The organism is Erythrobacter sp. SCSIO 43205 (assembly GCF_019904235.1).
In the GTDB taxonomy this organism is placed as follows: Bacteria; Pseudomonadota; Alphaproteobacteria; order Sphingomonadales; family Sphingomonadaceae; genus Erythrobacter.
In genome coordinates this window covers 3,312,573-3,335,124 of sequence record NZ_CP063202.1, presented here as the reverse complement: position 1 = coordinate 3,335,124, position 22,552 = coordinate 3,312,573, and the positions used below count along the sequence as shown (strand labels likewise).

Annotated in this window: 24 protein-coding genes; 8 read left to right on the top strand and 16 right to left on the bottom strand. The window is 58.0% G+C overall.

Annotated features, from left to right (window positions below; translation table 11 throughout):
* Window positions 1-10: 10 nt before the first annotated feature.
* Window positions 11-1,150 carry a flavodoxin-dependent (E)-4-hydroxy-3-methylbut-2-enyl-diphosphate synthase gene (ispG, locus tag INR77_RS15610; RefSeq protein WP_223071897.1) on the bottom strand — a complete coding sequence of 380 codons (1,140 nt, stop codon included), beginning with the start codon at window positions 1,148-1,150 and terminating at the stop codon, window positions 11-13.
* Between the two features lie 70 nt (window positions 1,151-1,220).
* Between ispG and INR77_RS15605 the strand changes: the two genes are divergently transcribed.
* Window positions 1,221-2,225, top strand: a complete 1,005-nt coding sequence (locus INR77_RS15605; protein WP_223071896.1) for a zinc transporter ZntB — start codon at window positions 1,221-1,223, stop codon at window positions 2,223-2,225.
* Between the two features lie 18 nt (window positions 2,226-2,243).
* Here the strand turns inward: INR77_RS15605 and INR77_RS15600 are convergent, their stop codons facing one another.
* The 4 genes from INR77_RS15600 to INR77_RS15585 form a co-directional block, all read right to left on the bottom strand.
* Complete coding sequence (locus tag INR77_RS15600) at window positions 2,244-2,906, bottom strand: DUF1109 domain-containing protein (RefSeq protein ID WP_223071895.1); 663 nt, start codon at window positions 2,904-2,906, stop codon at window positions 2,244-2,246.
* A gap of 1 nt (window position 2,907) precedes the next feature.
* Window positions 2,908-3,438 carry a sigma-70 family RNA polymerase sigma factor gene (locus tag INR77_RS15595; protein ID WP_223071894.1) on the bottom strand — a complete coding sequence of 177 codons (531 nt, stop codon included), beginning with the start codon at window positions 3,436-3,438 and terminating at the stop codon, window positions 2,908-2,910.
* A 2-nt stretch (window positions 3,439-3,440) separates the two neighbouring features.
* The gene (locus INR77_RS15590) at window positions 3,441-3,914 is read right to left on the bottom strand and encodes a DoxX family protein (protein WP_223071893.1); all 474 of its coding nucleotides are present in this window, start codon (window positions 3,912-3,914) and stop codon (window positions 3,441-3,443) included.
* Between the two features lie 166 nt (window positions 3,915-4,080).
* Window positions 4,081-4,362, bottom strand: coding sequence for a DUF2282 domain-containing protein (locus tag INR77_RS15585; protein WP_223071892.1), 282 nt, complete (start codon window positions 4,360-4,362; stop codon window positions 4,081-4,083).
* 236 nt (window positions 4,363-4,598) lie between these two features.
* On the opposite strand from INR77_RS15585, the gene INR77_RS15580 reads away from it, so the two are divergent.
* From INR77_RS15580 to INR77_RS15570, 3 genes are read left to right on the top strand one after another with little or no spacing between them, the layout of a single operon-like run.
* Window positions 4,599-5,456: a DUF692 domain-containing protein gene (locus INR77_RS15580; protein ID WP_223071891.1), complete on the top strand. Its 858-nt coding sequence runs from the start codon at window positions 4,599-4,601 to the stop codon at window positions 5,454-5,456.
* The gene (locus INR77_RS15575; protein ID WP_223071890.1) at window positions 5,453-6,238 is read left to right on the top strand and encodes a DNA-binding domain-containing protein; all 786 of its coding nucleotides are present in this window, start codon (window positions 5,453-5,455) and stop codon (window positions 6,236-6,238) included. The genes INR77_RS15580 and INR77_RS15575 overlap by 4 nt, the downstream gene beginning before the upstream one ends.
* Window positions 6,239-6,284: 46 nt before the next feature.
* Window positions 6,285-7,223 (top strand): alpha/beta hydrolase fold domain-containing protein, encoded by a 939-nt coding sequence (locus INR77_RS15570; RefSeq protein WP_223071889.1) that lies wholly within the window; start codon window positions 6,285-6,287, stop codon window positions 7,221-7,223.
* Between the two features lie 365 nt (window positions 7,224-7,588).
* Here INR77_RS15570 and INR77_RS15565 read toward each other — a convergent pair whose 3' ends face one another.
* Entirely contained in the window at window positions 7,589-8,548 is a 960-nt protein-coding gene (locus INR77_RS15565) for an SDR family NAD(P)-dependent oxidoreductase (RefSeq protein WP_223071888.1), read from the bottom strand.
* Between the two features lie 66 nt (window positions 8,549-8,614).
* Here INR77_RS15565 and INR77_RS15560 point away from each other — a divergent pair, with 66 nt between their 5' ends.
* Complete coding sequence (locus INR77_RS15560; protein ID WP_370632245.1) at window positions 8,615-9,709, top strand: isoaspartyl peptidase/L-asparaginase family protein; 1,095 nt, start codon at window positions 8,615-8,617, stop codon at window positions 9,707-9,709.
* Between the two features lie 7 nt (window positions 9,710-9,716).
* Here the strand turns inward: INR77_RS15560 and bla are convergent, their stop codons facing one another.
* The 8 genes from bla to INR77_RS15520 form a co-directional block, all read right to left on the bottom strand.
* Window positions 9,717-10,625 carry a class A beta-lactamase gene (gene bla / locus INR77_RS15555; protein ID WP_223071887.1) on the bottom strand — a complete coding sequence of 303 codons (909 nt, stop codon included), beginning with the start codon at window positions 10,623-10,625 and terminating at the stop codon, window positions 9,717-9,719.
* Window positions 10,626-10,637: 12 nt separating this feature from the next.
* A complete protein-coding gene (locus INR77_RS15550) occupies window positions 10,638-11,564 on the bottom strand; it encodes an RDD family protein (protein WP_223071886.1) in 927 nt (308 codons plus the stop codon).
* Window positions 11,561-12,625 carry a stage II sporulation protein M gene (locus tag INR77_RS15545; RefSeq protein ID WP_223071885.1) on the bottom strand — a complete coding sequence of 355 codons (1,065 nt, stop codon included), beginning with the start codon at window positions 12,623-12,625 and terminating at the stop codon, window positions 11,561-11,563. Before INR77_RS15545 ends, INR77_RS15550 begins: the two co-directional genes overlap by 4 nt.
* Window positions 12,622-13,974, bottom strand: coding sequence for a DUF58 domain-containing protein (locus tag INR77_RS15540; protein WP_223071884.1), 1,353 nt, complete (start codon window positions 13,972-13,974; stop codon window positions 12,622-12,624). Before INR77_RS15540 ends, INR77_RS15545 begins: the two co-directional genes overlap by 4 nt.
* Window positions 13,975-13,988: 14 nt before the next feature.
* Window positions 13,989-14,945, bottom strand: a complete 957-nt coding sequence (locus tag INR77_RS15535) for a MoxR family ATPase (protein WP_223073613.1) — start codon at window positions 14,943-14,945, stop codon at window positions 13,989-13,991.
* Between the two features lie 29 nt (window positions 14,946-14,974).
* On the bottom strand, window positions 14,975-16,264 hold the full coding sequence (locus tag INR77_RS15530) for a DUF4350 domain-containing protein (protein WP_223071883.1): 1,290 nt from the start codon (window positions 16,262-16,264) through the stop codon (window positions 14,975-14,977).
* Window positions 16,261-16,968, bottom strand: coding sequence for a hypothetical protein (locus INR77_RS15525; RefSeq protein WP_223071882.1), 708 nt, complete (start codon window positions 16,966-16,968; stop codon window positions 16,261-16,263). Before INR77_RS15525 ends, INR77_RS15530 begins: the two co-directional genes overlap by 4 nt.
* Window positions 16,969-17,050: 82 nt before the next feature.
* Window positions 17,051-17,968: a prephenate dehydratase gene (locus INR77_RS15520; RefSeq protein ID WP_223071881.1), complete on the bottom strand. Its 918-nt coding sequence runs from the start codon at window positions 17,966-17,968 to the stop codon at window positions 17,051-17,053.
* Window positions 17,969-18,145: 177 nt separating this feature from the next.
* Here INR77_RS15520 and INR77_RS15515 point away from each other — a divergent pair, with 177 nt between their 5' ends.
* Window positions 18,146-18,814 (top strand): cytochrome c family protein, encoded by a 669-nt coding sequence (locus INR77_RS15515; protein ID WP_223071880.1) that lies wholly within the window; start codon window positions 18,146-18,148, stop codon window positions 18,812-18,814.
* Window positions 18,815-18,869: 55 nt separating this feature from the next.
* Here INR77_RS15515 and INR77_RS15510 read toward each other — a convergent pair whose 3' ends face one another.
* The gene (locus tag INR77_RS15510) at window positions 18,870-19,535 is read right to left on the bottom strand and encodes an RlmE family RNA methyltransferase (RefSeq protein WP_223071879.1); all 666 of its coding nucleotides are present in this window, start codon (window positions 19,533-19,535) and stop codon (window positions 18,870-18,872) included.
* Between the two features lie 4 nt (window positions 19,536-19,539).
* Complete coding sequence (locus tag INR77_RS15505) at window positions 19,540-20,829, bottom strand: Ppx/GppA phosphatase family protein (RefSeq protein ID WP_223071878.1); 1,290 nt, start codon at window positions 20,827-20,829, stop codon at window positions 19,540-19,542.
* 167 nt (window positions 20,830-20,996) lie between these two features.
* On the opposite strand from INR77_RS15505, the gene INR77_RS15500 reads away from it, so the two are divergent.
* Both INR77_RS15500 and INR77_RS15495 read left to right on the top strand, forming a co-directional pair.
* Window positions 20,997-21,191 (top strand): DUF5522 domain-containing protein, encoded by a 195-nt coding sequence (locus INR77_RS15500; RefSeq protein WP_223071877.1) that lies wholly within the window; start codon window positions 20,997-20,999, stop codon window positions 21,189-21,191.
* 190 nt (window positions 21,192-21,381) lie between these two features.
* Window positions 21,382-22,539 carry a sensor histidine kinase gene (locus INR77_RS15495; protein WP_223071876.1) on the top strand — a complete coding sequence of 386 codons (1,158 nt, stop codon included), beginning with the start codon at window positions 21,382-21,384 and terminating at the stop codon, window positions 22,537-22,539.
* Window positions 22,540-22,552 lie beyond the last annotated feature (13 nt).

Below are 22,552 nucleotides of genomic sequence, written 5' to 3'. Positions count from 1 at the left end.
CGCAGCAGCGTCATTCGGCAGCTTCTGCTGCGTGCGGATCAAACGCGACCGCTTCACCTGCTTCGATGGCCGCCGCTTTGTCTTCAACGAGCTTCACGATGTGGTTGAGCATATCTTCATCCTCAATCGCGTGGGCTTTGACGCCGGAAAGGTAGACCATGTGCTTGCCATTGCCGCCGCCGGTAAGGCCAATGTCCGTTTCGCGCGCTTCGCCGGGACCATTGACTACGCAACCGAGAACCGAGAGGCTCATCGGCGTCTTGATGTGCTCAAGGCGTTTTTCGAGCGTTTCGACCGTGCGGATCACGTCAAATCCCTGACGCGAACAGGATGGGCACGAGACTACGCGCACGCCACGGGTGCGAAGGCCCAAGGCTTTGAGCATCTCATAGCCGACCTTCACCTCTTCCTCGGGCTCTGCCGAAAGCGAGACCCGAATGGTATCGCCAATGCCAGCCCAAAGGAGCGAACCCATGCCGATGGAGGATTTGACCGTCCCACCGATCAACCCGCCTGCCTCGGTAATGCCAAGGTGCAGCGGACAATCGACCGCTTCGGCAAGCCCGTGATAGGCGGCAACCGCAAGGAACACGTCAGAGGCCTTCACCGCGACTTTGAAGTTATGAAAATCGTGGTCCTGCAAAAGCTTGATATGATCAAGCGCGCTTTCGATCAGTGCCTCTGGGCAAGGTTCGCCATATTTTTCCAGCAGGTCCTTCTCAAGGCTCCCTGCGTTCACACCGATACGGATCGCGCAACCATTGGCCTTTGCCGCGCGCACCACTTCGGCAACACGTTGTGAAGAGCCGATATTGCCGGGATTGATCCGCAAACACGCAGCGCCCCCATCGGCAGCTTCCAGAGCGCGCTTGTAGTGGAAATGGATGTCGGCAACGATCGGAATGCGCGCAGCCTTGGTGATCTTGGCGAAGCTCTTGGTCGATTCCTCGGTCGGGCACGAGACGCGGATAATATCGCAGCCCACCTCTTCACACCGCCTGATCTGGTCAAGCGTTGCCACCGCATCTTCGGTGGGGGTGTTTGTCATGGTTTGTACGGTGATCGGAGCCCCGCCACCCACGGGCACATCGCCCACCATGATCTGGCGGCATTCCCGCCTTTCGATATCGCGCCAAGGTCTAACAGACATGAGGGCTCATATAGTCGCGCAATCGTGAAGGGGCAATGACACGTCGTCAGGGATCGGCCATGATGTGCCAATGGATTTGAAAGACACAGAAACAAATGAAGGAAGCGACCCGCTGATCTTTGGCAGGGTGCTTGATGGAAAAGGCGGCGCGCGTCCGATTGACCGGCATAACGTCGACAATTGGAAGCCAGATGTAGCGGGCGAGATTCTTTGGCTCCATCTACGCCGTGATGCGCCTGAGGTTCTTCCTTGGCTTCAAAATGATCTCGGCATTCCCGAACCAACTGCTGAGCTGCTGGTTTCAAGCGCGACCAGACCGCGCGCGCTGCGCGAAGGCGATACGCTTGTGGCGACGTTGAGGGGCATCAATTTCAATCCTGATGCAGAACCTGAAGACATGATTTCATTGCAATTGTGGTCCGATGGGCGGCGGCTGATCACATTGCGCAAACAGGCGATGCAAACACCGCGCGACATTGTTGCCTTGCTTGATGCGGGCAAGGGGCCAACGGATGCGGGAAAGGCGATCACCGAGATTGTCGAGCAACTGGTTCTGAGGATGAACGACACCATTGTCGCCATGAACGATCAGATCGACCAGCTTGAAGATATGGATATCGAGGAGGATTATGAGGAAATCCTTCCGCGTATCACGTCAATCCGGCGCAATTCATTGGCGCTTAAACGGCACATGGCCCCTCAGCACGAAGCACTGGAACGCATTTCGCGCGATGCCCCTTCGTGGTTTGAAGAGCATGATCGCCGGGAAATCGCTGAATCCATCGACCGTTTGCGGCGTTATCTCGATGATATTGATATCAGCAAGGAGAGCGCTGTGGTGCTGCAAGACGAGCTTCGCGCGCGAAGCATGGCTTCGAATGAACACGCGACCTATATGCTGACCATTGTCGCTGGAATCTTCCTGCCGCTGGGGTTCCTGACTGGACTGATGGGAATAAATGTCGGCGGTATGCCCGGTGTCGAGGACGGCGATGCTTTTTGGATCGTCGTCGCGCTGTGCTTTGGCATTATGGCGCTGCAACTGTTCCTGTTCTGGCGTTGGAAGTGGCTTTGATCAGCCACTCCCGAATAATCACCAACGGATCAGTGGCGGCGCGGCATAGCGCCAGAAGATGCCTGCCGCGAATACCGGAAACACGTGCCAGACGCCGACGTGCATCAAAGAATCTATCGGACAGGTGATATTGTACGCAAGCGCCCCCAATGAGCCGCTGGTTAAGCCAATCAGCCAGCTAGCGCGGGTGAGCGAGACAGGGGCACCCCGTCGAAGAAAAGCAATTGCCGTGATCGCAACAAGCCCGCTTGCAGCAAGACCATAGGCTGCGCAGTGCCAGTAAAGAAGGCTCCCATCGCTCATCCCTGCGCCGTGATCGTGCCCCGCTTCAAAAGAAATGAACGCGATAAGCGCTGCGACAGGAAGAATGGAAAGCATGGCAAGGCTCCATTTGTGATGGGAGCTTTGCGCGCCAACGCGTGGCATCGCGCTGGCGACGAGAGCGGTGGTGGATGAAGCGCCGACAAGCGCGAGGAGCCCGTTGCTGATCCAGAAGAAGGGCGAGGCCTCGCCATTTATCATGCCTTGCCAGAAGCCAAAGATGACAATGCAAGCGATTGAAGCCGCAACGCTCGCTGCGATGATAAGCCCCGCGCCTTGCACAGGGCGCACAGGTTTGACCGGGGTCACATCCTCGGTCAGCGCTGCAATCAGGTCTTCGCGGGAATTGAACTTGTCCATTTTATTCTGCTTTCTCGACCATCGAGGCGAGCTTTTTAAGGCCACGATGGATATTCACTTTGACCAGACTTTCGCTCTGGCCCGTTTTTTGTGCTGCTTCCTTGATCGAAAGGCCTGAGATTTTGACCATTTCGATCACTTCGGCCTGTTTCGGGGGCAGCTGCCCGAACAAGCGATCAAGGCTGACGCGGGCCATCACCACCTCTTCCTCGCTATCCTCGCTTGCATCGTCATCCATGAGTTCCTGGCCCTCATGTTTGTAGACTTTGCGCAAGGCATCGACCCAGCGATAGCGCGCAATTGCTGCAAGCCATGGCAAGAAGGGCCGCGATGCGTCCCATGTGGCGCGCTTGGTATAAAACGCGATGAGCACATCCTGCACCAAATCGTCTATCTGGTGCGGCGGCACGCGCCGTCTGAAATAGCGTTCCAGCCATAGGCCAGCTTCTGAGAGCAGCACATTGGTGGCGGCCTTATCGCCATTTTGTGCTGCCTGCATCAGCCGGGCAAAAGTGGGTTCGTCGGCGACCACGATTAAGCCGCTTTCTCGCCGAGGAAGCGATCACCGAGGCGATCGAGAGCGAACAGCCCTCCGCCGCGGCTGATCAAGATGAACGCCATTGCGATAATGCCAAGCGCCCAGCCCCAGAAATGTGCGGATGTGGGATAGATGAAAATCTGAATGACGATTGCCATTCCAGCGAGTGCTGCTGCACCAAAGCGCGTGAAAAGCCCTGCGAAGAGCAAAAGGGGTAAGAAAAACTCAGCATAGATCGTCATCGGCATGGCGATGTCGGTGGGGATGGGCAGGCCTGAATATTCATCCTGAAATAGAAAAGGCAGAAATTCATTTGGCGTAAACCACGTGCCTTCTGCGACCTTGGTTTTGTAAGAGCGCCAGAACACTCCCGCGAGCGCCACCCTGACCCCAAGCAGAGCGATACTTTCAAATATCGGCCCCGATATGATCTGCACGGCTCGTGCATATGCACTGGTGATTGCGTTCATTTCGTCCTCCCTGAGAGAGACAGCTTGCGCTCATCCAATTGCCTGAGGCGAGCACAGTGTCGGTATTTTCGCGTGTGAGGCAACAGTCTTGCCGATTGTGTTGCGAAGGGAGGCACGGCTGGGACCGACAGGGCTTAGGGGGTAAGGCCCCAGCCGCACCAAACCGTTAGCGGCGAATTGGCGTCAGCGAGCCATTGCCTTTGGGTGTCTCGATGCTGGTGCAGGTGCCTTTATCGACATATTTCCAGGCGTTGCCCTGATAGTCGCGGGTCGAAGTGCCAGCGCAGCTTGTGCCCGGACCTGCTGCGCAATCGTTCTTGCCAGCAAGGCTGATGCCGTAGCATTTTTCTTTTGCTCCTTGGGCTGCGACAGGGGTTGTGGCCATGCCAGCAGCGATGCTGGCGGTTAGAGCAAGACCAGCAAGCGAAGCGATTGATTTGGTGTTCATGGGTACGTCTCCAGTGGGGGTGCCAGCAAGCTGGCTGATGTCGGTTTTTGCGTTCCGTTTGCGTCGGAACTGACTGGTGGTTCGTGGGCCCATGAGATTGGGTTACAAATTTTTTTGAAGTCTGCATCATCGCCGCTCCGGGATGAGCTGTAACGAGGGGACGAAGCGGCGCGAATAGTAAGAGCAAACGAGCGGTCTTATGGGCCCGCGCGCAAAATCTGCTAGGAACCAATCCGATGGCATCACAACCAAACCCAATTAGCGAGTTTTCAGGCTATGGCCTCGGCTTGAGGCGCACGCATTACGACGACTTTTTGGGCGGAGGCGTGCCGGTCGATTTCGTCGAGGTGATCAGCGAAAACTACATGATTGAAGGCGGGCGGCAGCTTCGCATCCTTGAGGATATACGCGCGCAATTGCCGGTAATTATCCATGGTGTTTCCATGTCGATTGGTTCGGCCGGTCGGCTGGATGAAGATTATCTTGCGAAATTGAAGCGACTGGCGGAGCGGATCGAGCCGCTTTGGGTGTCCGATCACCTGTGCTGGACCCGCACAAACGCGCACAACAGCCATGACCTATTGCCCATGCCTTTGACGCGGGAGGCTTTGCAGGTGGTGTGCAACAATATCGACATCGCGCAAAACACGCTTGGCCGCGCGATGCTGTTTGAAAACCCATCGAGCTATCTCACTTTTCCTGAAGATGAGATGCGTGAGTGGGAGTTTTTGTCGGAGATGACGCGCCGCACGGGGTGTTATCTGCTGCTCGATGTGAACAATATCTATGTGTCGAGCCAGAACCACGGCTTTTCGGCTGAGGATTATCTTGCCGGCCTCCCGCTGGAACGAGTGCGCCAGATACACCTCGCAGGCCATGATCCCGCGACGCCGGAGCGCGATATCATCATCGACACACACGACCGTGAGGTGATTGAGCCTGTGTGGGCGCTTTATGCCAAGGCCCTTGAAATGCTCCCGCATCTGCCCGCCGTGATGATTGAGCGGGATGAGAACATTCCCCCATTGCCCGAACTCCTGACCGAGCTTGACCGCGCGCGTGACATCGCAGGGCGTATACTGGAGCCAGCATGAGTACATTGGCAGAGCGGCAAGAGGCGTTTCTCGAGCACGTCCTCGATGAAAATGCGCCCGCGCCCACAGGCTGGGGCAATCGCCACGCTGAGGGGATGGCGGTTTATCGCGGCAATTATCGCTCCGCCCTGATGGGCGCATTGAGCGAGACATATGAGCGCACCGCGCTTTATCTGGGCGGACAAACGTTCGCCCGCGCTGCGATTAATCACGCCATCGCCCATCCACCGCGCGGTTGGACCATTGATGCAGCGGGGGCTGGCTTCGATCAAACTTGCGCTGAAATGTTCAACGACAATCCCGAAGTCGCAGAGCTTGCGTGGCTCGAATGGGCGATGCTTGAACTTGCAACCGCACCTGATTGCGCGCCTCTTTCCACGCAGGATTTCGCGCGCATCAGTGCTGATTTCGGCGAGGATGACTGGGCGAACTTACGCTTTGGATTTCAGCCGCGCTTGGCGGTGCGCCTCGTCTCACACAATTTGGAGGCAATCTGGCGCGCACTTCCTGAAAAAGCGGAGGCGATCACGCTTGATACCCCGCAAGCCTGCATCGCATCGCGCGAGGGAGAGAAGCCCACTTTCGTTCTGGTGGAAGCCGATCACGCCCCTGCTATCGCCGCTATGCACCAAGGCGCGAGTTATGGCGAACTTATCGCCGTCCTTCTTGGCGAAGAGGACAATCCTACCCCTGAGGCCATCCATACCGCCGCCATGCGCGCTGGTTCCATGCTGGGCGAATGGCTCACTCACGGCCTGATCACCGCGATCAATCCCTCTTGACTTAAAGGTCAGCCGCGCCACTCTCACCCCCTTGAGGGAGAGAGAAATGCTGACCAGTGCCACAACCCAATTGCGCAGCCCAAAGCCGAGCTTGTTAATGCGCGGCGTCAAATGGCTGATGTCAAAGCGGCCAAGCGTATTTCCGCATGACGCAAGGGATGTGGAGCCGTTCTTGTTTGACCGAAATCTTCCCAAGGACGCGCCCGTGCCGGAGGGCTTTCGGAAGAAGTTTCGCGTTGAGGAATGGGAAGCGGCGGGACAGCAGGTCATCACCCTTCACCCCAAATCTGGTACGGGTGATTGGCATATGCTCTATTTCCACGGTGGGGGCTTTGTCCTGCCGATGTTCAAAGAGCACTGGCCACTGATTGAGGCAATGGTTGAAAGGCTGGGGGTCAGCGTTTCAGCACCTCTTTACGAAGTCGTGCCCGAGAGCCCGCACACGCGCCAGGATGAGCTTGCCGACGCAGCTTTTGCTAAAATCGCCGCATCCCATGACCCGGCCAAGATCATTCTCAACGGTGATAGCGCAGGCGGCCATATGGCGCTTAGCCTTGCGTTGAGACTGGCAGGGGCGGGCGGGGCGCAGCCGGGAAAACTGGCATTGTTTGCGCCTTGGTTGGACCTGACCATGGCTGACCCGGCCATGCAGGATGTTGAGCCACACGACATCATGCTGAAAATCGGCACCTTGCGCGCTTGTGGCAAGGTTTTTGCGGGCGAAGGAAATCCAGCCGACCCGCAATTCAGCCCGCTTTACACATCAAAAGAAGAGCTCGCGAACCTGCCGCCCACGCGGATTTGGACCGGGCGGCATGACCTTTTCATCATCGACAGCCGCACCTTCGCTGGCAAACTTGTCGATGCAGGTGTCGATGCAAAGCTTTATGAATATGAAGGCGCGCCGCACGTCTTTATGGCGATTGTGCCAACGTGTGAGGCGAAAGATTGCCTCCAATTGCTCGGCGAGTTTTTGAAGGAATGAGAGGGGCGTGACGAAGAAGGGACGCACCGGTTTTCCGGCACGCCCCTTCCCATCGCGACCCGATAGCCGCAACGTGCGACCCGAAGTCTCGAGCAGCTGAGTGCTCAGCTCTTCGAGTTTGCGAGCTGTCCAATTTTCCACCTTGCGTTGAGCCAAATAGCCCACCGCAGTTTCATGACAGCAATCTCAAAGGTGGACGCCCCAGCAACGCGCGCGCCCCTCGCGCTCACGCTGGTCTTTTGCATCCCGCACTCTTTCGATGCGGCGGTGCATTGCGTCCTGAGGGCCGTATAGGGCAATTTGTAAAATCGCGCGAGTAAAGACCTGTAAAATGTAAAATCGCGCTTTCGTGTGGCCGATTAAAGCTAGTCGAATGTCTCGCCTGTCATCTCTTGCGAAAGGGCCCACAGGCGGTCGGCTTCGCCTTTGTCGAGTGCATAGCTGCGCACTCCGCCGGTGGTCGATGTGTCGTCCACTTCGGCGACATTACAGTCCTCGCAATACACGCCGCCTTTGCCCTCAAGCTCAGCCGCGGTCGCTGCCCAAACTTGGGTCGCCGCGCCTTCGAGAATGGATTTGAACGAAGAGGTCTTGCCAGCTTTCTTGGCCTGTTCCTCCATCCGCTTGCGCAAGAACGCCATATCCTCTTGCGTGAGATGGCGGCCAAGATTGGTTTGTATGCCGCCAGGATGCACAGCGTAGGCATGGATGCCTTTGTCAGCAAAACGATCCTCAAGCCCGCGTGTGAACAGAACATTGGCGGTTTTGGACCGGCCATAGCTGATCCATGGCGTGTATTCGCTTTTCTCGAAATTGGGGTCATCAAGGTCTGTTGGCGCGAAATGGTGACCTCTGCTCGACAGGTTGACGATGCGCTTGTCCCCTCCCGCTTCAACCAGAGGCATAAGATGTTTAGTCAGCGCAAAATGGCCCAAGTGATTGGTGCCAAATTGCATTTCAAACCCGTCAGCGGTTTCCATCTTCGGGCACGCCATCACGCCTGCATTGTTGATAAGGATGTCAATTTTCTCGAAGCGATCATTGGCTTGTTTGCCGGCCTCTTTGATGCTTTCCAAAGAGGCAAGGTCGCAGGTGAGCGTATCAAGCTCTGCGTCCGGCACGTCTGATTTGATGGCTGCAACTGCCTCTTCCATCTGTTTGGGATTGCGCGCAGCGATAATGACATGAGCGCCCTTCGCAGCCATGGCGCGGGCCGTTTCCTGACCCAGACCCGATGAGCCGCCAGTTATGAACACGGTCTTGCCGGACAGATCTTTGTCCTCAAGAACTTCGTCAGTGGTGGTCGTCGCTCCAAATTCGCTCATGTGTGTCGTCCTCTCTCAATTTTCTCATCTGGCGTGATGCGCGCAAAATGGGTAGCCATGCAAGCCATGAAGAACGCAATGCTTTCAATTGTCGCCGCAGGGCTCGCTCTGCTCGTTCCCACGACCGCTTTTGCCGATGACCATATGGAGGCTGATGCGCCTAAATGGTCGATTGCGATCCACGGCGGGGCGGGCACGATTTTGCCGGAGAACATCACGCCAGAGCAACGCGCGGCCTATGAGGCGGCGCTGCAAGAGGCATTGGATGCAGGCAAAAAGGTGCTCGCAAACGGTGGCAGCGCGATGGATGCGGTGAAAGCGGCGATTATCCCGATGGAGGATAATCCTCTCTTCAACGCAGGGCGCGGCGCGGTGTTCACTTGGGAAGGCAAAAACGAACTCGATGCCTCGATCATGGATGGCCGCGATCGCAGTGCGGGCGCTGTGACTGGGGTGAAGACGGTTCGCAATCCGATCCTTCTTGCCGACAAAGTGCGCACCGACAGCCCGCACGTGTTTTTGATGGGGGAGGGCGCAGAAGAATTTGCCGGTCGGCAGGGCTTTGAAGTGACGCCGCCTGAGTGGTTCGCGACCGAGGGCCGCCGCGAAAGCCTTGAGCGGATGAAAGCGCGCGAGCTCTCTGCGCTCGATGTGGATCTGAAATTTGGCACGGTCGGCGCGGTGGCGCTCGACCAGAACGGCGATCTCGCTGCTGGCACCTCGACCGGAGGGATGACGGGCAAGCGCTGGGGCCGGATCGGCGATGCGCCTGTGATTGGCGCCGGGACTTATGCGGATAATCGCAGTTGTGCGGTGTCAGCGACGGGATGGGGGGAGTACTTCATCCGCGTCGGCGTAGCGCAGGAGATTTGCACAGGGTTACGCGCGACCCAGACTGCGCTTGATCTGCTCGCTAATCCGGGTGATCCGCGCGCAATCATCAGCGAAGCCGCCTCTCAGCGTGTGGCCGATGCCGTGATGGAAGAAGTCAAAGAACTCGGCGGCGATGGCGGTATCATACTCGCAACCCCACAAGGCCACACGATCTTCAGCTTCAACACCGCCGGTATGTACCGGGGCCGCGCGAACAGCGAGGGGCTCAATGAAGTGGCGATTTTTGGCGGGGAAGAGGCTGGAACCTCAGCCACCCCGGATCACTAAGGCTGACCTAAGTCGTGGCAAACTCAGCCAGCACCTCACCCACTTGCGCCAAGGGCGCTTCGTGCGCGCGGTCGAATGAGTTGTCGCTGCCCGGCGGGCGGAAATAGGTCGCAAAGGTGATCGGCGCAGCGCCCGGTGGCTCGACAAAGCCGATATCGACATAGATGCCAGCGGTATCCGCCATCAGGCCCGTGCCGGTCTTGTCGCCAGCCACCCAACCATCTGGCAGCCCTGCGCGCACGCGCCGCAATCCGGTCGGTGTATCGATCATCCATTGCCGCAAGGCTGTGCGGTGATTTTGTGGAAGCACATCACCATAAGCAAGTGCCGCGACGGTCCTCGCCATGGCAGCAGGCGTGGTGGTGTCGCGCAGTTCCCCCGGAGGCACTGCGTTTAGAGCAGGCTCGGTGCGATCAAGGCGGCTCACATCATCACCGATCGAGCGCCAGAACTGGGTTAGCGCCGCTGGCCCGCCAAGCTCACGCAGGAGGATATTGGCTGCCGCGTTGTCGGAATATTTCTGCGTGAATTCAGCCAATTCGCGCAGGGTCGCACCTTCATCAACGCGCTTTTCGGTGAAGGGAGAGACGAACATCAGATCGTCTTTGGTCCATGTGATGTGGCGGTCTGCGCTGTCCTCACCGCTTGCATCGTGGGCAAGGATCATCGCCGCAAGTGAAAGCTTGAAAGAGGAACAGTGCCCAAAGCGCATATCGCGATTGATTCCGGCCGAGCGTTCGCTGGCGGTGTCGAAAAACTCGACCCCCAAAGTGCCGCCGCTGGCGCTTTCGATGGCGCTGAGTCGGCTCGCGAAGTCCGGTGCATCGCTCGTCATTGATCGCGCAGAGCAACCGCTCGCAACCAAACCGCCTAGGGCCAATGCGCCGCCTAAAACCTCGCGTCGATCAAAAATCATGAGCAAACCACCTCACGCGTGTTTGTTCGCCTTCCGTTTGCCAAAGCGCATATCGCCTTCAAGTTTGGCGCGAAGCTGCGCGTAAAAGGCTTCAAGGAACGCTCTTTCATCACCTGCGCCCGGATCCCAACCGATCTTGCGGCAGATTGTCTCGTGCACAGGTCCAAGCGCGTCGTCCTTGTCTTCGCGCAGCAGGCGTTCGAGCACTTGCAATTCGTGCTCGCCATAGACCGAAAGCTCGGCCTCTCCGAATTCGTATTTCGCACCAGTGAGCGTGCTCGATCCAGCCGAGGCAGCAGCGCCGCTGGTCGAGAGAGTTTCGGCAAGCTTTGTACGCGGCGCTTCGACCACCCAAGTGCCCGCGATGATATCGCCAGCGCGCAAATTATCTTTATTGAAGAAGGGGAAGAACATGAAAATGGCGAACCAGATCGCACCTGCGATCCCATAATTGCCCTGCTCGCCGGAGGGGGCGAAGATGAGGAAGACAAGCGGCATAAACAGCTCAATATCGCGTAAGAGATTTCGCGCGATCACCGCCTCCGGGGTGAGCCTCCCGCCGTCCCTTGCCGCGACCCTGATCCCGACAATGCGCTTTCCCCACGTGGCGCTTCTTGGGCCCAACTCCATCGCCATAAAATAGCCATAGCGCATGAAAAAGAGGAACAGGATGAAGAGGATGTAGAGAAACTCAAATGCTCCCGTTGCTCCTTCCATTGAGTCACCAACGGCATCGAACACGCCGCCGCCAACGAAGATAAGGAAATAGACGACGGCATAAATCACGACGAAAAAGAACAGGAAATCGAGAATGATCGCGCCCAAGCGGCTGCCCTTGGAGGCGAGCATGATGGGTATCTCAATCCCCTCCGGCGTTACAAGATAGCGCTCCTGTTTCGGGCGATTGGTGAGCCCGCGAAGCGAAGTGGCAGCGCTCATATCCCGTCCTCCGCACGCGCCGGGCGATAGAGGAAGAAGTAGGTCAACCAGAAGACGAGGAACGCGCCTCCAATTGTAAAGCGCCCCTCGACACTGCCGACGAGTTGGCGCGGGAAGGCTTCCAAGAGCCCTGCGATCACCATCATAAAGACCACGCCCGCCATCACGACTGCACCGCGACGGCCGCTCGCGGACGCTGCCTCGAGCACGGATTTGTCGCCGGGAAATGCCATGGACCTCCCGATATGGAGCCCGGCTGCGCCAGCTAGCAGGATGGCGAAAAGCTCAGTCGTTCCATGCACGCTCAGCCAGGCGGTGAACTCGACACCAAGATCGGCTCCCACAAACAGCCACATCATCGCACCCAGAAGCGCCATATTATGCACCAGCAAGAGCAGCGATGGGATACCAAATGCAAAGCCAAGCGCGAAGGCGAGGATGGCAACGCCCGCATTGTTGCTGAACAGGCTGGCGGCAAAGATCGAAAGGCGGTCGGCGCTGTCTTCTGTGCCGAGAGTGTCCATCAAAACCTCTCGGCTTGCACCGGGAACGCGCGTGTCAGCAAAGCCGCCCGGCACAAGGCGATAATACCATTCCGAGTTCTGCGAGACGAGCAGCCATCCTACAAGCGTGCCCGCCACCATTACGAACAAGGCGATGCAGACATCGAGCCATATCTCGCGCACGGCTCTGCTCCACCCGCCAAGGATGAACTCTTTGAACCAGGCGAAAAACCCTTTGCGCGGGCCATAAACCTGGAACCAGGCGCGTTGGACCAATGCTTCGAGGTAGCGCAGCGTTGCCGCATCGAGCGATGTTTCGCGCGCGACCGACAGGCTGGAGGCGGCGGTGCGGTAAAGCGTAGGGAGCGCCAAAAGCTCATCGTCGCTGATCCTGCGAAGGCCGCCTTTTTCCATGCGCTTGACGATGTCTTCGAGGCGCTGCCAATCGCCTTCACGCTCCAATCGAAAACGGTCAGAGCGAAGCGCTGCGCTTTCGATGTCGGGTGGGGCGGTAACGGCAGACTTGCCAAACCAGGACGAGAGAATGGGCGCCTTCATCCGATCGCCTCGCTGTTCTTGATCGCGTAATATCGGTCGATCAGTTCATAGCCGAGCTTGTCGTAAGGCGCCTCAATCACGTCGATGCCCATCTGGCGAAGCCGCTGAAGCACAATGCGGCGCTGTTGCAGCAGAGTGTCTGCGGTGACGCTGCGGGCGAGGGTGGCGATGTCGCCGGGCTCTTCCTCGATAAAGGTTTCAAGCTCGCTGTCCTGGATAGTGACGAAGAGAAGCAGGTGCTTTTTGACCAGCCGTCCCATGCTCTCAACCATGAGTTCAGCCGCCGTCGGGTCGGTGAAATCAGAGAAGAGCACGATCAAAGAGCGGCGCCGAAGCTTGGAGGTGAGGGTTGCAAGCGCAAGGGTGAAATTGGGTTCAGCCGGTTCATAGTCGAGCGCAGCAGCGGCCGATTGCAAGCGGTGGAAAGCGCGGCTGTCCGAGACGAATGGGGTCATCACTTGCGGGCTTTGCGCAAAGCCGAAAAGTGCGGCTTTATCGCCGCTTTTCAGCGCGACATAGGCGCAGGTCAGCGCAGCCGACACCGCGCGGTCGATGCGCGGCAAGCCGTCGACGGGTTCGCACATCGCTTGACCACAATCGAAGGCGAAGACGATCTGATTATTGCGCTCGCTCTCATTTTCGCGGGCGTAAAGGGCAATGTGACGCGCGCTTGCCCGCCAATCAATGCGGCGGCGGTCCATGCCCGGCTCGTATTCGGTCAATGCTTCAAACTGTGTGCCTTCCCCCCTGATGCGCCGCGCAATCAGACCGTTTTGCGCATCTTTGAGGAAAGTTTGCAGCTCTTTGGAGCGCACCGGCGACAAGTCGGGCCAAATGCGGACCTCGTGCTCGGCGAACTCTTTTGCTTGTTGCCGCGCGCCAAGTCCCAATGGCCCGCGCCATCTTAACCACCCGCGCGTGATCGGAGCGGTCCCGCGCCGTGTGGGATAAACGCTTTCGGTGCCACTAAATTCGTTTGGTACGTCGCTGGGCAGCAGTTTTATCACCGCGCAGCCATCAGCCCCCAAGCGCGGGTCGAATTCGAGAGCCGCTTCGTGACTTCTTCCCCCACCACGAAGGAATCGCGCGTGAACGTCAAGAGCGGTTTGCTGCCCCACTTCGGTGTCTGCGGGCGCAATGATGTGCCATTGCTCGACCTGGCCAGCCATAACGCCATCAAGGATGATGAGCGCGATCAATGCCACCGCCAAAATCGGTGCGATGACCCAGTATTGTGGCGAAAGCGCGCCGATCACCACCGCGACAGGCGCGAGCGCGGCAATGCTCCAGGCGGCGCGCTCTGTCGGGACCAGCGGGGGTAAGGGCACTTTGATGGTAAATTGGGCCATGGCTGGGGCGCTGCCTATCTTGGCGCCTCAGTCATTTCGATCAGCTCTGCAACAAGAGCCTCCAGATCCCGGCCTTCGATTTCGGCAGCGGGGCTCAAGGTCAGGCGGTGACGCAGCACAGGAACCGCGAGCGCTTTTACATCGTCGGGGATCACATAATCGCGCCCATCAAGAGCTGCGCGTGCCTTTGCCGCGCCTGCAAGCATGACGGCTGCACGAGGGGATGCGCCGACGGTAAGGTCTGCGTGATCGCGCGTCGCCCGCACAAGCCTGACGACATAACTTGCGATGTCATCGGCGAGGGTGACTTGGGAGAGCGCAGCCGTGGCGCTTGTCAGAACATCGGCATTGGCAACCGCGCTTACGCCAAGGTCGGCAGGGTGCTGCGGTCCTTGGCGCGAACCGAAATTGGCGACAATCCGCGCCTCCTCGCCTTCATCGGGATAAGGCACGAGAAGCTTGAACAAGAAGCGGTCCAATTGCGCCTCTGGCAAGGGATAGACGCCTTGGTTTTCAATCGGGTTCTGAGTTGCAATCACCATAAATCGCGAGGGCAATTGGTGGGTTTCCCCATCCAGTGTCACGCGCCGTTCCTGCATCGCTTCAAGCAGAGCGGCCTGCGTTTTGGGCGGCGTGCGATTGATTTCATCGGCGAGCAGAAGCTCACAGAAAATCGGACCTCTCGTCAGCGTGAACTGGCTGGTTTGAAAGTTGAAGAGGTTCGAGCCGAGAATATCGCCCGGCAAAAGATCGGGCGTAAACTGAATGCGTCCAAACTCAAGTCCAAGAGCGGTAGAAAAAGCCTGCGCCAGAAATGTCTTCGCCGTTCCCGGAGGCCCTTCCAAAAGCACGTGGCCTTGCGCGATCATGCCGACGAGTAACTGGTCAATCATCGCCTCTTGGCCAATGATTGCCTTTGCCACTTCGGCGCGGATGTTATCAGCCAGCGCGCGCAGGTCGCTTAAAGACATAGCAGCCGCTTGTGTGTTTTCAGGCGTGCTCATTTATCAGATTTCCCCATTGTCTTGGTGACGAGTTCGTTCAGGTGGCGCGCGGCGCGCAGGATATCGCCTGCGCGGCTGGCGTTTTGAAGATTGGCGACGCGGTTTGAAAAGGGCTCTTCATCGGGCAGCCGCTGCCGCAGAGCGGCATCGATTGCACCTGCATCGGGTTTGGCGAGCCCGAGCGCGCTGCCCAATTTGCGGGTGCTGAGCGCGATGTAGGGGCTCGCCAGCAACGGTAGTCGCCGTGCGCGCACGATCAGGCCAGCGCCGTTTTTAACAAGTTGCGATTTGCCGAAGCTTTCCTCGCGTTTCCCCGCCGTCACCGGACCGAAACGTAAGAACGCGCGCCAACCAACAATGATCATCGCAAAGATCAGGCACAGCGTTGCCGCTAGAAAGGGCGGTTGAAAGGCGAGGGTGAGGAGGTTGGTCGAACCCCCAATTCCAACCAAAGTCAGGTCAAAGGTAACGGGCAGGTTTTCATATCCCGCCTCACGCACAATTTGGAGCGCGAGCGCGGCTCTTTGCGGGTCAGCCAGACCGTAATTGTTCAAAAGATCGGGTTCGACCACAATGGTGACCCAATGCGCGTCGCTGTAAAAATCCGTGCCTTCCTCCCCGATCACGTTAAGCGCCAGAGTGCGTCCGCTTGAATCGACCACGATCGCCTCGTGCTTGGGGTCTTTTGCAACGTAGGTTGAGCGCGCATCGGGAAGCTCGCCAGACAGGCCAAGCCCGCCCCAGCGTTTGGGCTTGGCTTCAGGGGCTGGCTGCTCTTCCTCGCCGAATTTCACGGTATATGGGGCTATCAGCCCTTTGGCCCAAATGGGTTGGTTGGTGCCCATCAATTGCACCCAGTCGTCGCGAACACGCTCCTCGTCCTCTGGGGCAATCTCGCCGTTGGGACGTCCGACAAACCATTTGGGCAAGATGACCAGCGTGGGGCCTTGATACTGCCGCTCTTCCAGAATCTCATTAATGTCTTCAGGATCGGCATTCATTGGTGGGGTGATCACAAGAAGGTCACTTGTCTCAAGGCCGCTGGCCAGCCGCGATTTTTCTACCTGAGTGCCATTGGCTTCCAGCAGTTTGACGAGCCCGGAATAGCCGTGGATCGCATTGGAAGAGGCGTGCGCGCTGCGATTGTTGCTCTCGCCCCCGGTGTCGCCTGCACCGATGAAATAGAGCATGGCAAGAAAGGCAGCGAACCCCACGAGGAGGATTGCAAGGATCGCGCCTTTGCCAAAGGGAGAGGCACTGCGCGCAGGATGGGCTGTGTCGCTCATGCCTTTGCTCCCTCGCTTGGACGAAGGGAAATCTGCGCAAAACTGGCATAGGCTTCGCGCGCTGCTTCCCAATCCTTCTGGTCGAGCGGGCGCAGAGCAAAGAGGCTTCGCTCCACGCGTTCAGCAATAGTGCCAAAGGCTTGCGCTGCCCGATCTGACAACGCTGGCAAAGCGGCCAGTTCTCGCGCCGTGCTGCTGGGATCGACCCATGTCGGTTGTGCCGAGGCAATCTGGCTAACGCTGCGCTTTAAAAGAAGGTGCGTTGCTTCATCAAAGCGCCCTTCGGCAGCAAGGCGATCAGCATCAGCCAAAAGCGCGACGCTTTCCTCTTTGGTCGGCTGCCAGTCGGGATCGCTTTTCGCCTGGCCACTGGCCGCCTTTTCTTCGCCGCGCATTCGGGCAAGCGGGCCGAAACTGCGTAGCAGCCAATAGAGGACGAACGCCGCGAGCAAACCCAGAAGCACCCACTTGATCATATTCCAATTGTTCGCGAGAAATTCGCCAACGGGCCCTAATAATGTCGCCAACGCTTCGCCGATCGCGTTCCACACTTCATCAAGCCAGCCCGGTTCGCGCATCTCTTCCGGAGCCATTGCGAACTCTTCAAATTGAATGTCCGGGTCATTGCGAAGCTCGCGCCAGCCCTCAGGCGCCGGAACGCTATCGCCAGAGGCAATCGCCGATTGGGGGGAGGCTGCGGTCATTCTTTGCAAGTGGTGCCATGGCAATCGCTGCCAAGCAACACAGTTCAACCTTCAAAACACAGTAAAACGCGCTGCTTATTGGCTATCCGCGTTTTCTTGCCTGTTCATAGGTGCCAAGAATACGCAACTCTTTTGAATGAAACGCACATTCTTCCAAAGCACGATCAACCGCCGGATCGCCGGGCACGCCAATAATGTCAGCATAAAACATGGTCGCTGAAAAGCTTGCGCCCACCTGATAGCTTTCAAGCTTAGTCATATTGACCCCGTTGGTCGCAAACCCACCGAGGACTTTATACAAGGCGGCAGGGATATTCTTCACCTCAAAGATGAAGGTCGTCATCGCAGGCTTCGCCGGGTCTGCTTGCAAGAAGGTCGGCTTGTCAGCAAGGATCACAAAGCGCGTCATATTGTCATGCGCGTCCTCAACGTGGTCCTTGACGATCTCTAGTCCGTAGAGCTCTGCTGCAATTGCAGGAGCAATCGCGCCAATAGTGGGATCGCCCAATTCGGCAACGTGCGCCGCAGCGCCTGCGGTATCGACAAAGTTCAAGGGCACAATGTCATGCTCGCGCAAAAACTTGCGCGATTGGCCGAGCGCTTGCGGATGGCTGTAAGCGGCCTTGATCGAATCGAGCGAACCTGCCCGCTCATCGCCTTTGGCCGGGGCCATGAGCGCGTGGTGGATAGGCAAAAAATATTCGCCCACAATCGAAAGACCGCTTTCCGGCAAGAGAAAGTGAATGTCGGCGACCCTGCCATTGTGCGAATTCTCAATCGGAATGATCGCGCGGCCCGCCTCTCCGTCTTTCACCGCGTCGAGCGCATTGGCAAAACCAAAGCAGGGAAGGGGCGCAAGATCAGGGCACGCCTCTAGCGCTGCCCTATGGGAATTGGCACCGGGCGAGCCTTGGAAGGCCACCGCCTTTGCCGGATTTTTCGCCGCTTCGCCCTTTAGTTTTTCAACAATAGGCATCGCAAGATCAGGAAAGCTCAACATAATGCGGGCGGTGCTATCCCTGCGGACGGCTAGTGGCAAGCCCCGGGGCGTGTGGTGAAACTATGTTGACCCCAGCGTTTGTATGCGATGCAATATTTGTTGATGCGTTTGACCTTGCGCATGGGCAAAGGCCCGATTATGTGGGCGCCGGGATGACACAGGACAACGCGAAAAATTATGTCAGATAACGACCAAGGATCGGGCGATCTGTTTAACACCGCTGCGGGCTGGGTGCTCTTTGCAGCAGGCCTCGGCTTGGGTCTTTCGATCCTTTCGGGCAAGTATTTCCACGCCGACAAGCCAGAGCGTCCAGAAACGCTCGGCTATGTGATTGAAGGGGCTGAGGAAGAGGGCGCCGGCCCTAAAGAAATCAGCTTTGCCGAAGCACTGGCGTCTGTAACGCCGGCTGATGGTGAAAAAGTCTTCGCCAAATGCGCCGCTTGCCACAGCATTGAGCAGGGCGGAGCAAATGGTGTCGGCCCAAATCTTTACGGCGTCATGGGCGCAAGTCTCGGAAGCAAGGCTGGCTTCAGCTATTCAAGCGCGCTGACCAGCAAAGGCGGCACTTGGGGCTGGGAAGAGATGAACCAATGGTTGGCAAATCCGCGCGGTTACATCGACGGCACTTCCATGGGCTTTGCCGGTATATCCAGCATTGAGGACCGGGCTGCTGTTGCGCTTTACCTGAACTCGATGGGTTCGAACCTTGCTGTTCCTGAGTTCGTGCCGGAAGAAGAGCCTGCCGCTGAAGAAGGTGCCGCTGAAGAAGGTGCCGCTGAAGCGGAAGCTGGTGCAGAAGCGACTGAAGCACCCGCAGAAGAAACAGCGGAAACCGCCGAAAGCTAAGGCGCTGTCATGGGTGCGGGGGTTTTACTCCCGCCCCTTGAACCCCTGGCGGGGATTACTCCCGCCCCTTGAACCCTTGCGCGACAACATACCATTCCGAAGACCCCTTGCGGCTCGCAGGGGGTTTTGCGTGTTTGACGCTCTTAAAGTGGCTTTTCAGCAGCTTCAGCAAGTCTGCATCGGTGCCGCCTGCCAGAACCTTGGCGACAAAAGCGCCGCCTTTTTCAAGCGTTTCGACCGCAAACCAAGCCCCCGCTTCGACAAGGCCCATAGTGCGAAGGTGATCGGTTTGCTTGTGGCCCACAGTGTTCGCCGCCATGTCGGACAAGACCAGATCAGGCGCGCCGCCTAGCGCTTCTTCGAGCCACGCGGGCGCATCGTCGTCCATGAAGTCCATTTCGAAAATGGTGACGCCTTCGATGGGTTCTGTCGGCAAAAGATCGATCCCCACCACGTGCGCTTTGGGTGCTTTCTTGCGCACCACCTGGCTCCACCCGCCCGGCGCAATGCCAAGGTCCACGACCCGCGACGCGCCCCGGATAAGACCAAACTTCTCGTCCAATTCGATAAGTTTGTAAGCCGCCCGGCTGCGATAGCCATCGGCCTTGGCCTGCTTCACATAAGGGTCATTCAATTGCCGCTGGAGCCAGCGCGTCGAGCTTTCGCTGCGTTTCTTCGCGGTTCTGACCCGCTTGTCGGGATCGCGTCCTGAGCGTGCCATGAACTTATCCCGCCGCGCTGGAGTGAGAATTGCCGCCGCGCGCCTCAGCCAGTGATTTGCGCGAACGCTCAGCCTGCCGCTCGGCTGCCATCAGGCTGCGCAGGATGCCTTCGCGAATACCTCTGTCAGCAACGCCGAGACGACTGGCGGGCCAGATATCGAGAATCGATTCCAGAATGGCGCATCCGGCCACCACAAGATCGGCCCGGTCCTGCCCGATGCACGGCAGCTCGCTGCGTTCGCTGCGCGACATTCCGGAGAGCCGCCCGCTTATCTCTCGCATCGAATCGGACGGCACGATCAGGCCATCCACCGCTTTTCTGTCATAATGCGGCAATTCAAGGTGCAGGCTTGCCAGCGTCGTCACCGTGCCACTTGTCCCAAGCAGACGAATATCACTATGGCGCGCTGCCTCGGCAATTCGGCTGGCAAAGGGCGCAAAGCTTTCAGAGACGACTTCGCGCATCTTGGCATATCGCGCAAGGCGTTCGTCGCGCCCTTGTGCTCCGCCCACGCCTACCTTTGCTATCGTATCGGTGAGGGAGACAACGCCCCAAGGCACGCTTTGCCAATCAATAATGCGCGGAATTTTCTCGCCCGGCTCAAGCAGCACAAGTTCAGTCGAGCCGCCGCCAATATCGAAGATGACCGCAGGCCCCTCTCCTGCTTCCAAAAGGATATGACACCCCAAAACGGCAAGCCGCGCCTCTTCCTCGGCGCTGATAATGTCGAGCGCAATGCCCGTCTCGCGCTTGACCCGTTCGATGAATGCCTCGCCATTCGTGGCCCTGCGACACGCCTCAGTCGCAACCGAGCGGGCAAGTCGCACATTACGGCGGCGCAGTTTGTCCGCGCAAATGGATAGCGCGCTCATCGTGCGCTCCATTGCGGCATCAGACAAGCGCCCGGTGACAGCAAGGTCTTCGCCCAGCTTCACCACACGGCTAAACGCGTCAATGACGGTAAAGTCTCGGCCCGACGGGCGAGCGATAAGCAGGCGGCAATTGTTGGTGCCCAGATCAAGCGCGGCGTAAGCCTCACCCGAACGCGGACCGTGAAGGCCAAACCCATGCGTGTGCCGTTGTCCCTTGCGAGGAGCGGCATTTCGCAGTCGCTTATCCCCATTCGGACCGCCGCCCCGCTTTTGCGAGCTGCGTTTTGCATTGGCTCTGTTTTCAGTAGCCTTGCCTTGCTGGCTGGAGCGCTTGTAGCGAAAATCGGCTACCTTGCCGGACTTACCGCTCCGTTGTTTGCCAGCATTCTTTTTTCTGTCCGGCGGAAGCGTATCCGCCATAATTATCGTTCTTTCATCTCACCGATTGCACGATTGGCATCGGAACCTGTCACCAGAAATAAACCAAGCGCGCGCCAAGAGCAAGCAAGCTTGGTATTGATCGAAAGCACGAGCAGCCTTAACGCGCGGCATTCTTTCGGCAAATCCGGGTAGCGTGTCCTGAATTTATGAGCGAAACCGATTTCTGGCCCCTGCATGAAGCCGCCTGCGCGCGCGGGGAGGCTACCTATATCGATCCGGAAACTGGCTTCACTGTATTCACGCGGCTAGGCTTGCTTGCGCGCGAGAGATGCTGTGGGACGGGGTGTAGGCATTGTCCCTATGGCCATGAAAATGCGCCCGAGAAGCGGCCCTCGGTTTGACGAGACGTGCTGCTTACAAATCAATTGCCAGCCCTACTCCATTCGATCGCCCCGGCCCTCACGGAACCAAAACAGAAGGGCAACGTTGGTTGCGAGAGGGTTTTCGGATTGGGGAGGCCCTGAGTGTTATGGTGCCAATCTTAAGTCTTTTTGCAGATTACCTGCCTCTTCTTGCGGCATACGGAGCTCGATGATCGAAGATACCGATCTGGACCAGGAGGCACAAAAAGCCCTCGCCGAGGGGCGGGCGATCACGCGCGAGGTCGTTCGTGATGGTCGCGCCTACACTCGCACGGTCAAGCCCTATACGTCGGGCGTGGGCGGCGTGATGGTCACCTATGAGCCATGCGAACCGCGTGAAAATACCATCGCAGCCCACCAGCAGATCGTCCAATCACTCGCCGCTAGTCTTGCGCAAATCGGTGTCTGGATTTTCGATCCGCAAGCTGGCGAAGCCATTTGGGATGATCGCTCGGCGCCGGTGACTGGTTTGGAAAAAGCCCAGCATCGCATGAGCGAAAAGACCTTCGCCGAACACATCGTCTCTCAGGATCGCACAAGTTTCACAAATGCGATGGACGCAGCAATCCACGAGGGCACTCCGCTTGATCTCGAATTGCGTTTCAAGCCGCCCGGTCGCGATGTCTTGTGGCTCAGGATGAGAGGTGAGCGCGCCATGCGCGCAGATGAACCCATTGTGGTGTGCATCCTCGCCGATGTTTCGGAAACCGAAGCAAACAGGACGCGCAGCGATTTCATGATGCGTGAGCTTGATCACCGGGTGAACAATTTGCTTGCGATCATATTGTCCATCGCTGAGATTTCTGCGCGGTCTAACACCGATCTTACAACCTATGCCAAGGACTTTCGTGCGCGGTTGGAATCGATGGCCCGCACGCACAGCCTGCTTGCGCAAACGCAGTGGTCTGGGCCGTCCCTTCGCGCGCTGATCGAAAAGGAAATCAATGCCCACGCGGCACAAGATGCCGTTCACCTTGAAGGCCCGGACATCACCCTTTCCCCAAGCGCAGCCCAATCACTGGCCATGTTTTTCCACGAACTTGCGGCCAATGCGAGCAAGCATGGTGCATTATCAGGCGTGGGTGGCCGGGTGGATATTTTATGGAATACGCAAGCAGGTGAAGAGCCTGTGCTTGAGCTTCGATGGCAAGAAAGCGGTGGCCCCACTGTAGCGCGCCCTGAACGCGATGGTTTCGGCGGCAAGGTCATCAACAGGATAATCACAAGGCAGCTTTATGCTGATGTTTCGACCCAGTGGAACGAGGCCGGAATTTGCCTCACGGCGCGTATCCCCATGGCAAGGATATGCTTGCGGGAAGCGGATTAGAACCAATTGCGCT

What these genes read in the sequence shown, in the direction of transcription:
- INR77_RS15565 (WP_223071888.1), bottom strand. Translation starts at nt 8,548, where the DNA reads ATGAGCGAATTTGGAGCGACGACCACCACTGACGAAGTTCTTGAGGAC.
- INR77_RS15495 (WP_223071876.1), top strand. Translation starts at nt 21,382, where the DNA reads ATGATCGAAGATACCGATCTGGACCAGGAGGCACAAAAAGCCCTCGCC.
- INR77_RS15505 (WP_223071878.1), bottom strand. Translation starts at nt 20,829, where the DNA reads ATGGCGGATACGCTTCCGCCGGACAGAAAAAAGAATGCTGGCAAACAA.
- INR77_RS15590 (WP_223071893.1), bottom strand. Translation starts at nt 3,914, where the DNA reads ATGAACGCAATCACCAGTGCATATGCACGAGCCGTGCAGATCATATCG.
- INR77_RS15560 (WP_370632245.1), top strand. Translation starts at nt 8,615, where the DNA reads ATGAAGAACGCAATGCTTTCAATTGTCGCCGCAGGGCTCGCTCTGCTC.
- INR77_RS15545 (WP_223071885.1), bottom strand. Translation starts at nt 12,625, where the DNA reads ATGAAGGCGCCCATTCTCTCGTCCTGGTTTGGCAAGTCTGCCGTTACC.
- INR77_RS15550 (WP_223071886.1), bottom strand. Translation starts at nt 11,564, where the DNA reads ATGAGCGCTGCCACTTCGCTTCGCGGGCTCACCAATCGCCCGAAACAG.
- INR77_RS15515 (WP_223071880.1), top strand. Translation starts at nt 18,146, where the DNA reads ATGTCAGATAACGACCAAGGATCGGGCGATCTGTTTAACACCGCTGCG.
- INR77_RS15575 (WP_223071890.1), top strand. Translation starts at nt 5,453, where the DNA reads ATGAGTACATTGGCAGAGCGGCAAGAGGCGTTTCTCGAGCACGTCCTC.
- INR77_RS15500 (WP_223071877.1), top strand. Translation starts at nt 20,997, where the DNA reads ATGAGCGAAACCGATTTCTGGCCCCTGCATGAAGCCGCCTGCGCGCGC.
- INR77_RS15525 (WP_223071882.1), bottom strand. Translation starts at nt 16,968, where the DNA reads ATGACCGCAGCCTCCCCCCAATCGGCGATTGCCTCTGGCGATAGCGTT.
- INR77_RS15530 (WP_223071883.1), bottom strand. Translation starts at nt 16,264, where the DNA reads ATGAGCGACACAGCCCATCCTGCGCGCAGTGCCTCTCCCTTTGGCAAA.
- bla (WP_223071887.1), bottom strand. Translation starts at nt 10,625, where the DNA reads ATGATTTTTGATCGACGCGAGGTTTTAGGCGGCGCATTGGCCCTAGGC.
- ispG (WP_223071897.1), bottom strand. Translation starts at nt 1,150, where the DNA reads ATGTCTGTTAGACCTTGGCGCGATATCGAAAGGCGGGAATGCCGCCAG.
- INR77_RS15510 (WP_223071879.1), bottom strand. Translation starts at nt 19,535, where the DNA reads ATGGCACGCTCAGGACGCGATCCCGACAAGCGGGTCAGAACCGCGAAG.
- INR77_RS15520 (WP_223071881.1), bottom strand. Translation starts at nt 17,968, where the DNA reads ATGTTGAGCTTTCCTGATCTTGCGATGCCTATTGTTGAAAAACTAAAG.
- INR77_RS15600 (WP_223071895.1), bottom strand. Translation starts at nt 2,906, where the DNA reads ATGGACAAGTTCAATTCCCGCGAAGACCTGATTGCAGCGCTGACCGAG.
- INR77_RS15585 (WP_223071892.1), bottom strand. Translation starts at nt 4,362, where the DNA reads ATGAACACCAAATCAATCGCTTCGCTTGCTGGTCTTGCTCTAACCGCC.
- INR77_RS15605 (WP_223071896.1), top strand. Translation starts at nt 1,221, where the DNA reads ATGGATTTGAAAGACACAGAAACAAATGAAGGAAGCGACCCGCTGATC.
- INR77_RS15540 (WP_223071884.1), bottom strand. Translation starts at nt 13,974, where the DNA reads ATGGCCCAATTTACCATCAAAGTGCCCTTACCCCCGCTGGTCCCGACA.
- INR77_RS15580 (WP_223071891.1), top strand. Translation starts at nt 4,599, where the DNA reads ATGGCATCACAACCAAACCCAATTAGCGAGTTTTCAGGCTATGGCCTC.
- INR77_RS15570 (WP_223071889.1), top strand. Translation starts at nt 6,285, where the DNA reads ATGCTGACCAGTGCCACAACCCAATTGCGCAGCCCAAAGCCGAGCTTG.
- INR77_RS15535 (WP_223073613.1), bottom strand. Translation starts at nt 14,945, where the DNA reads ATGTCTTTAAGCGACCTGCGCGCGCTGGCTGATAACATCCGCGCCGAA.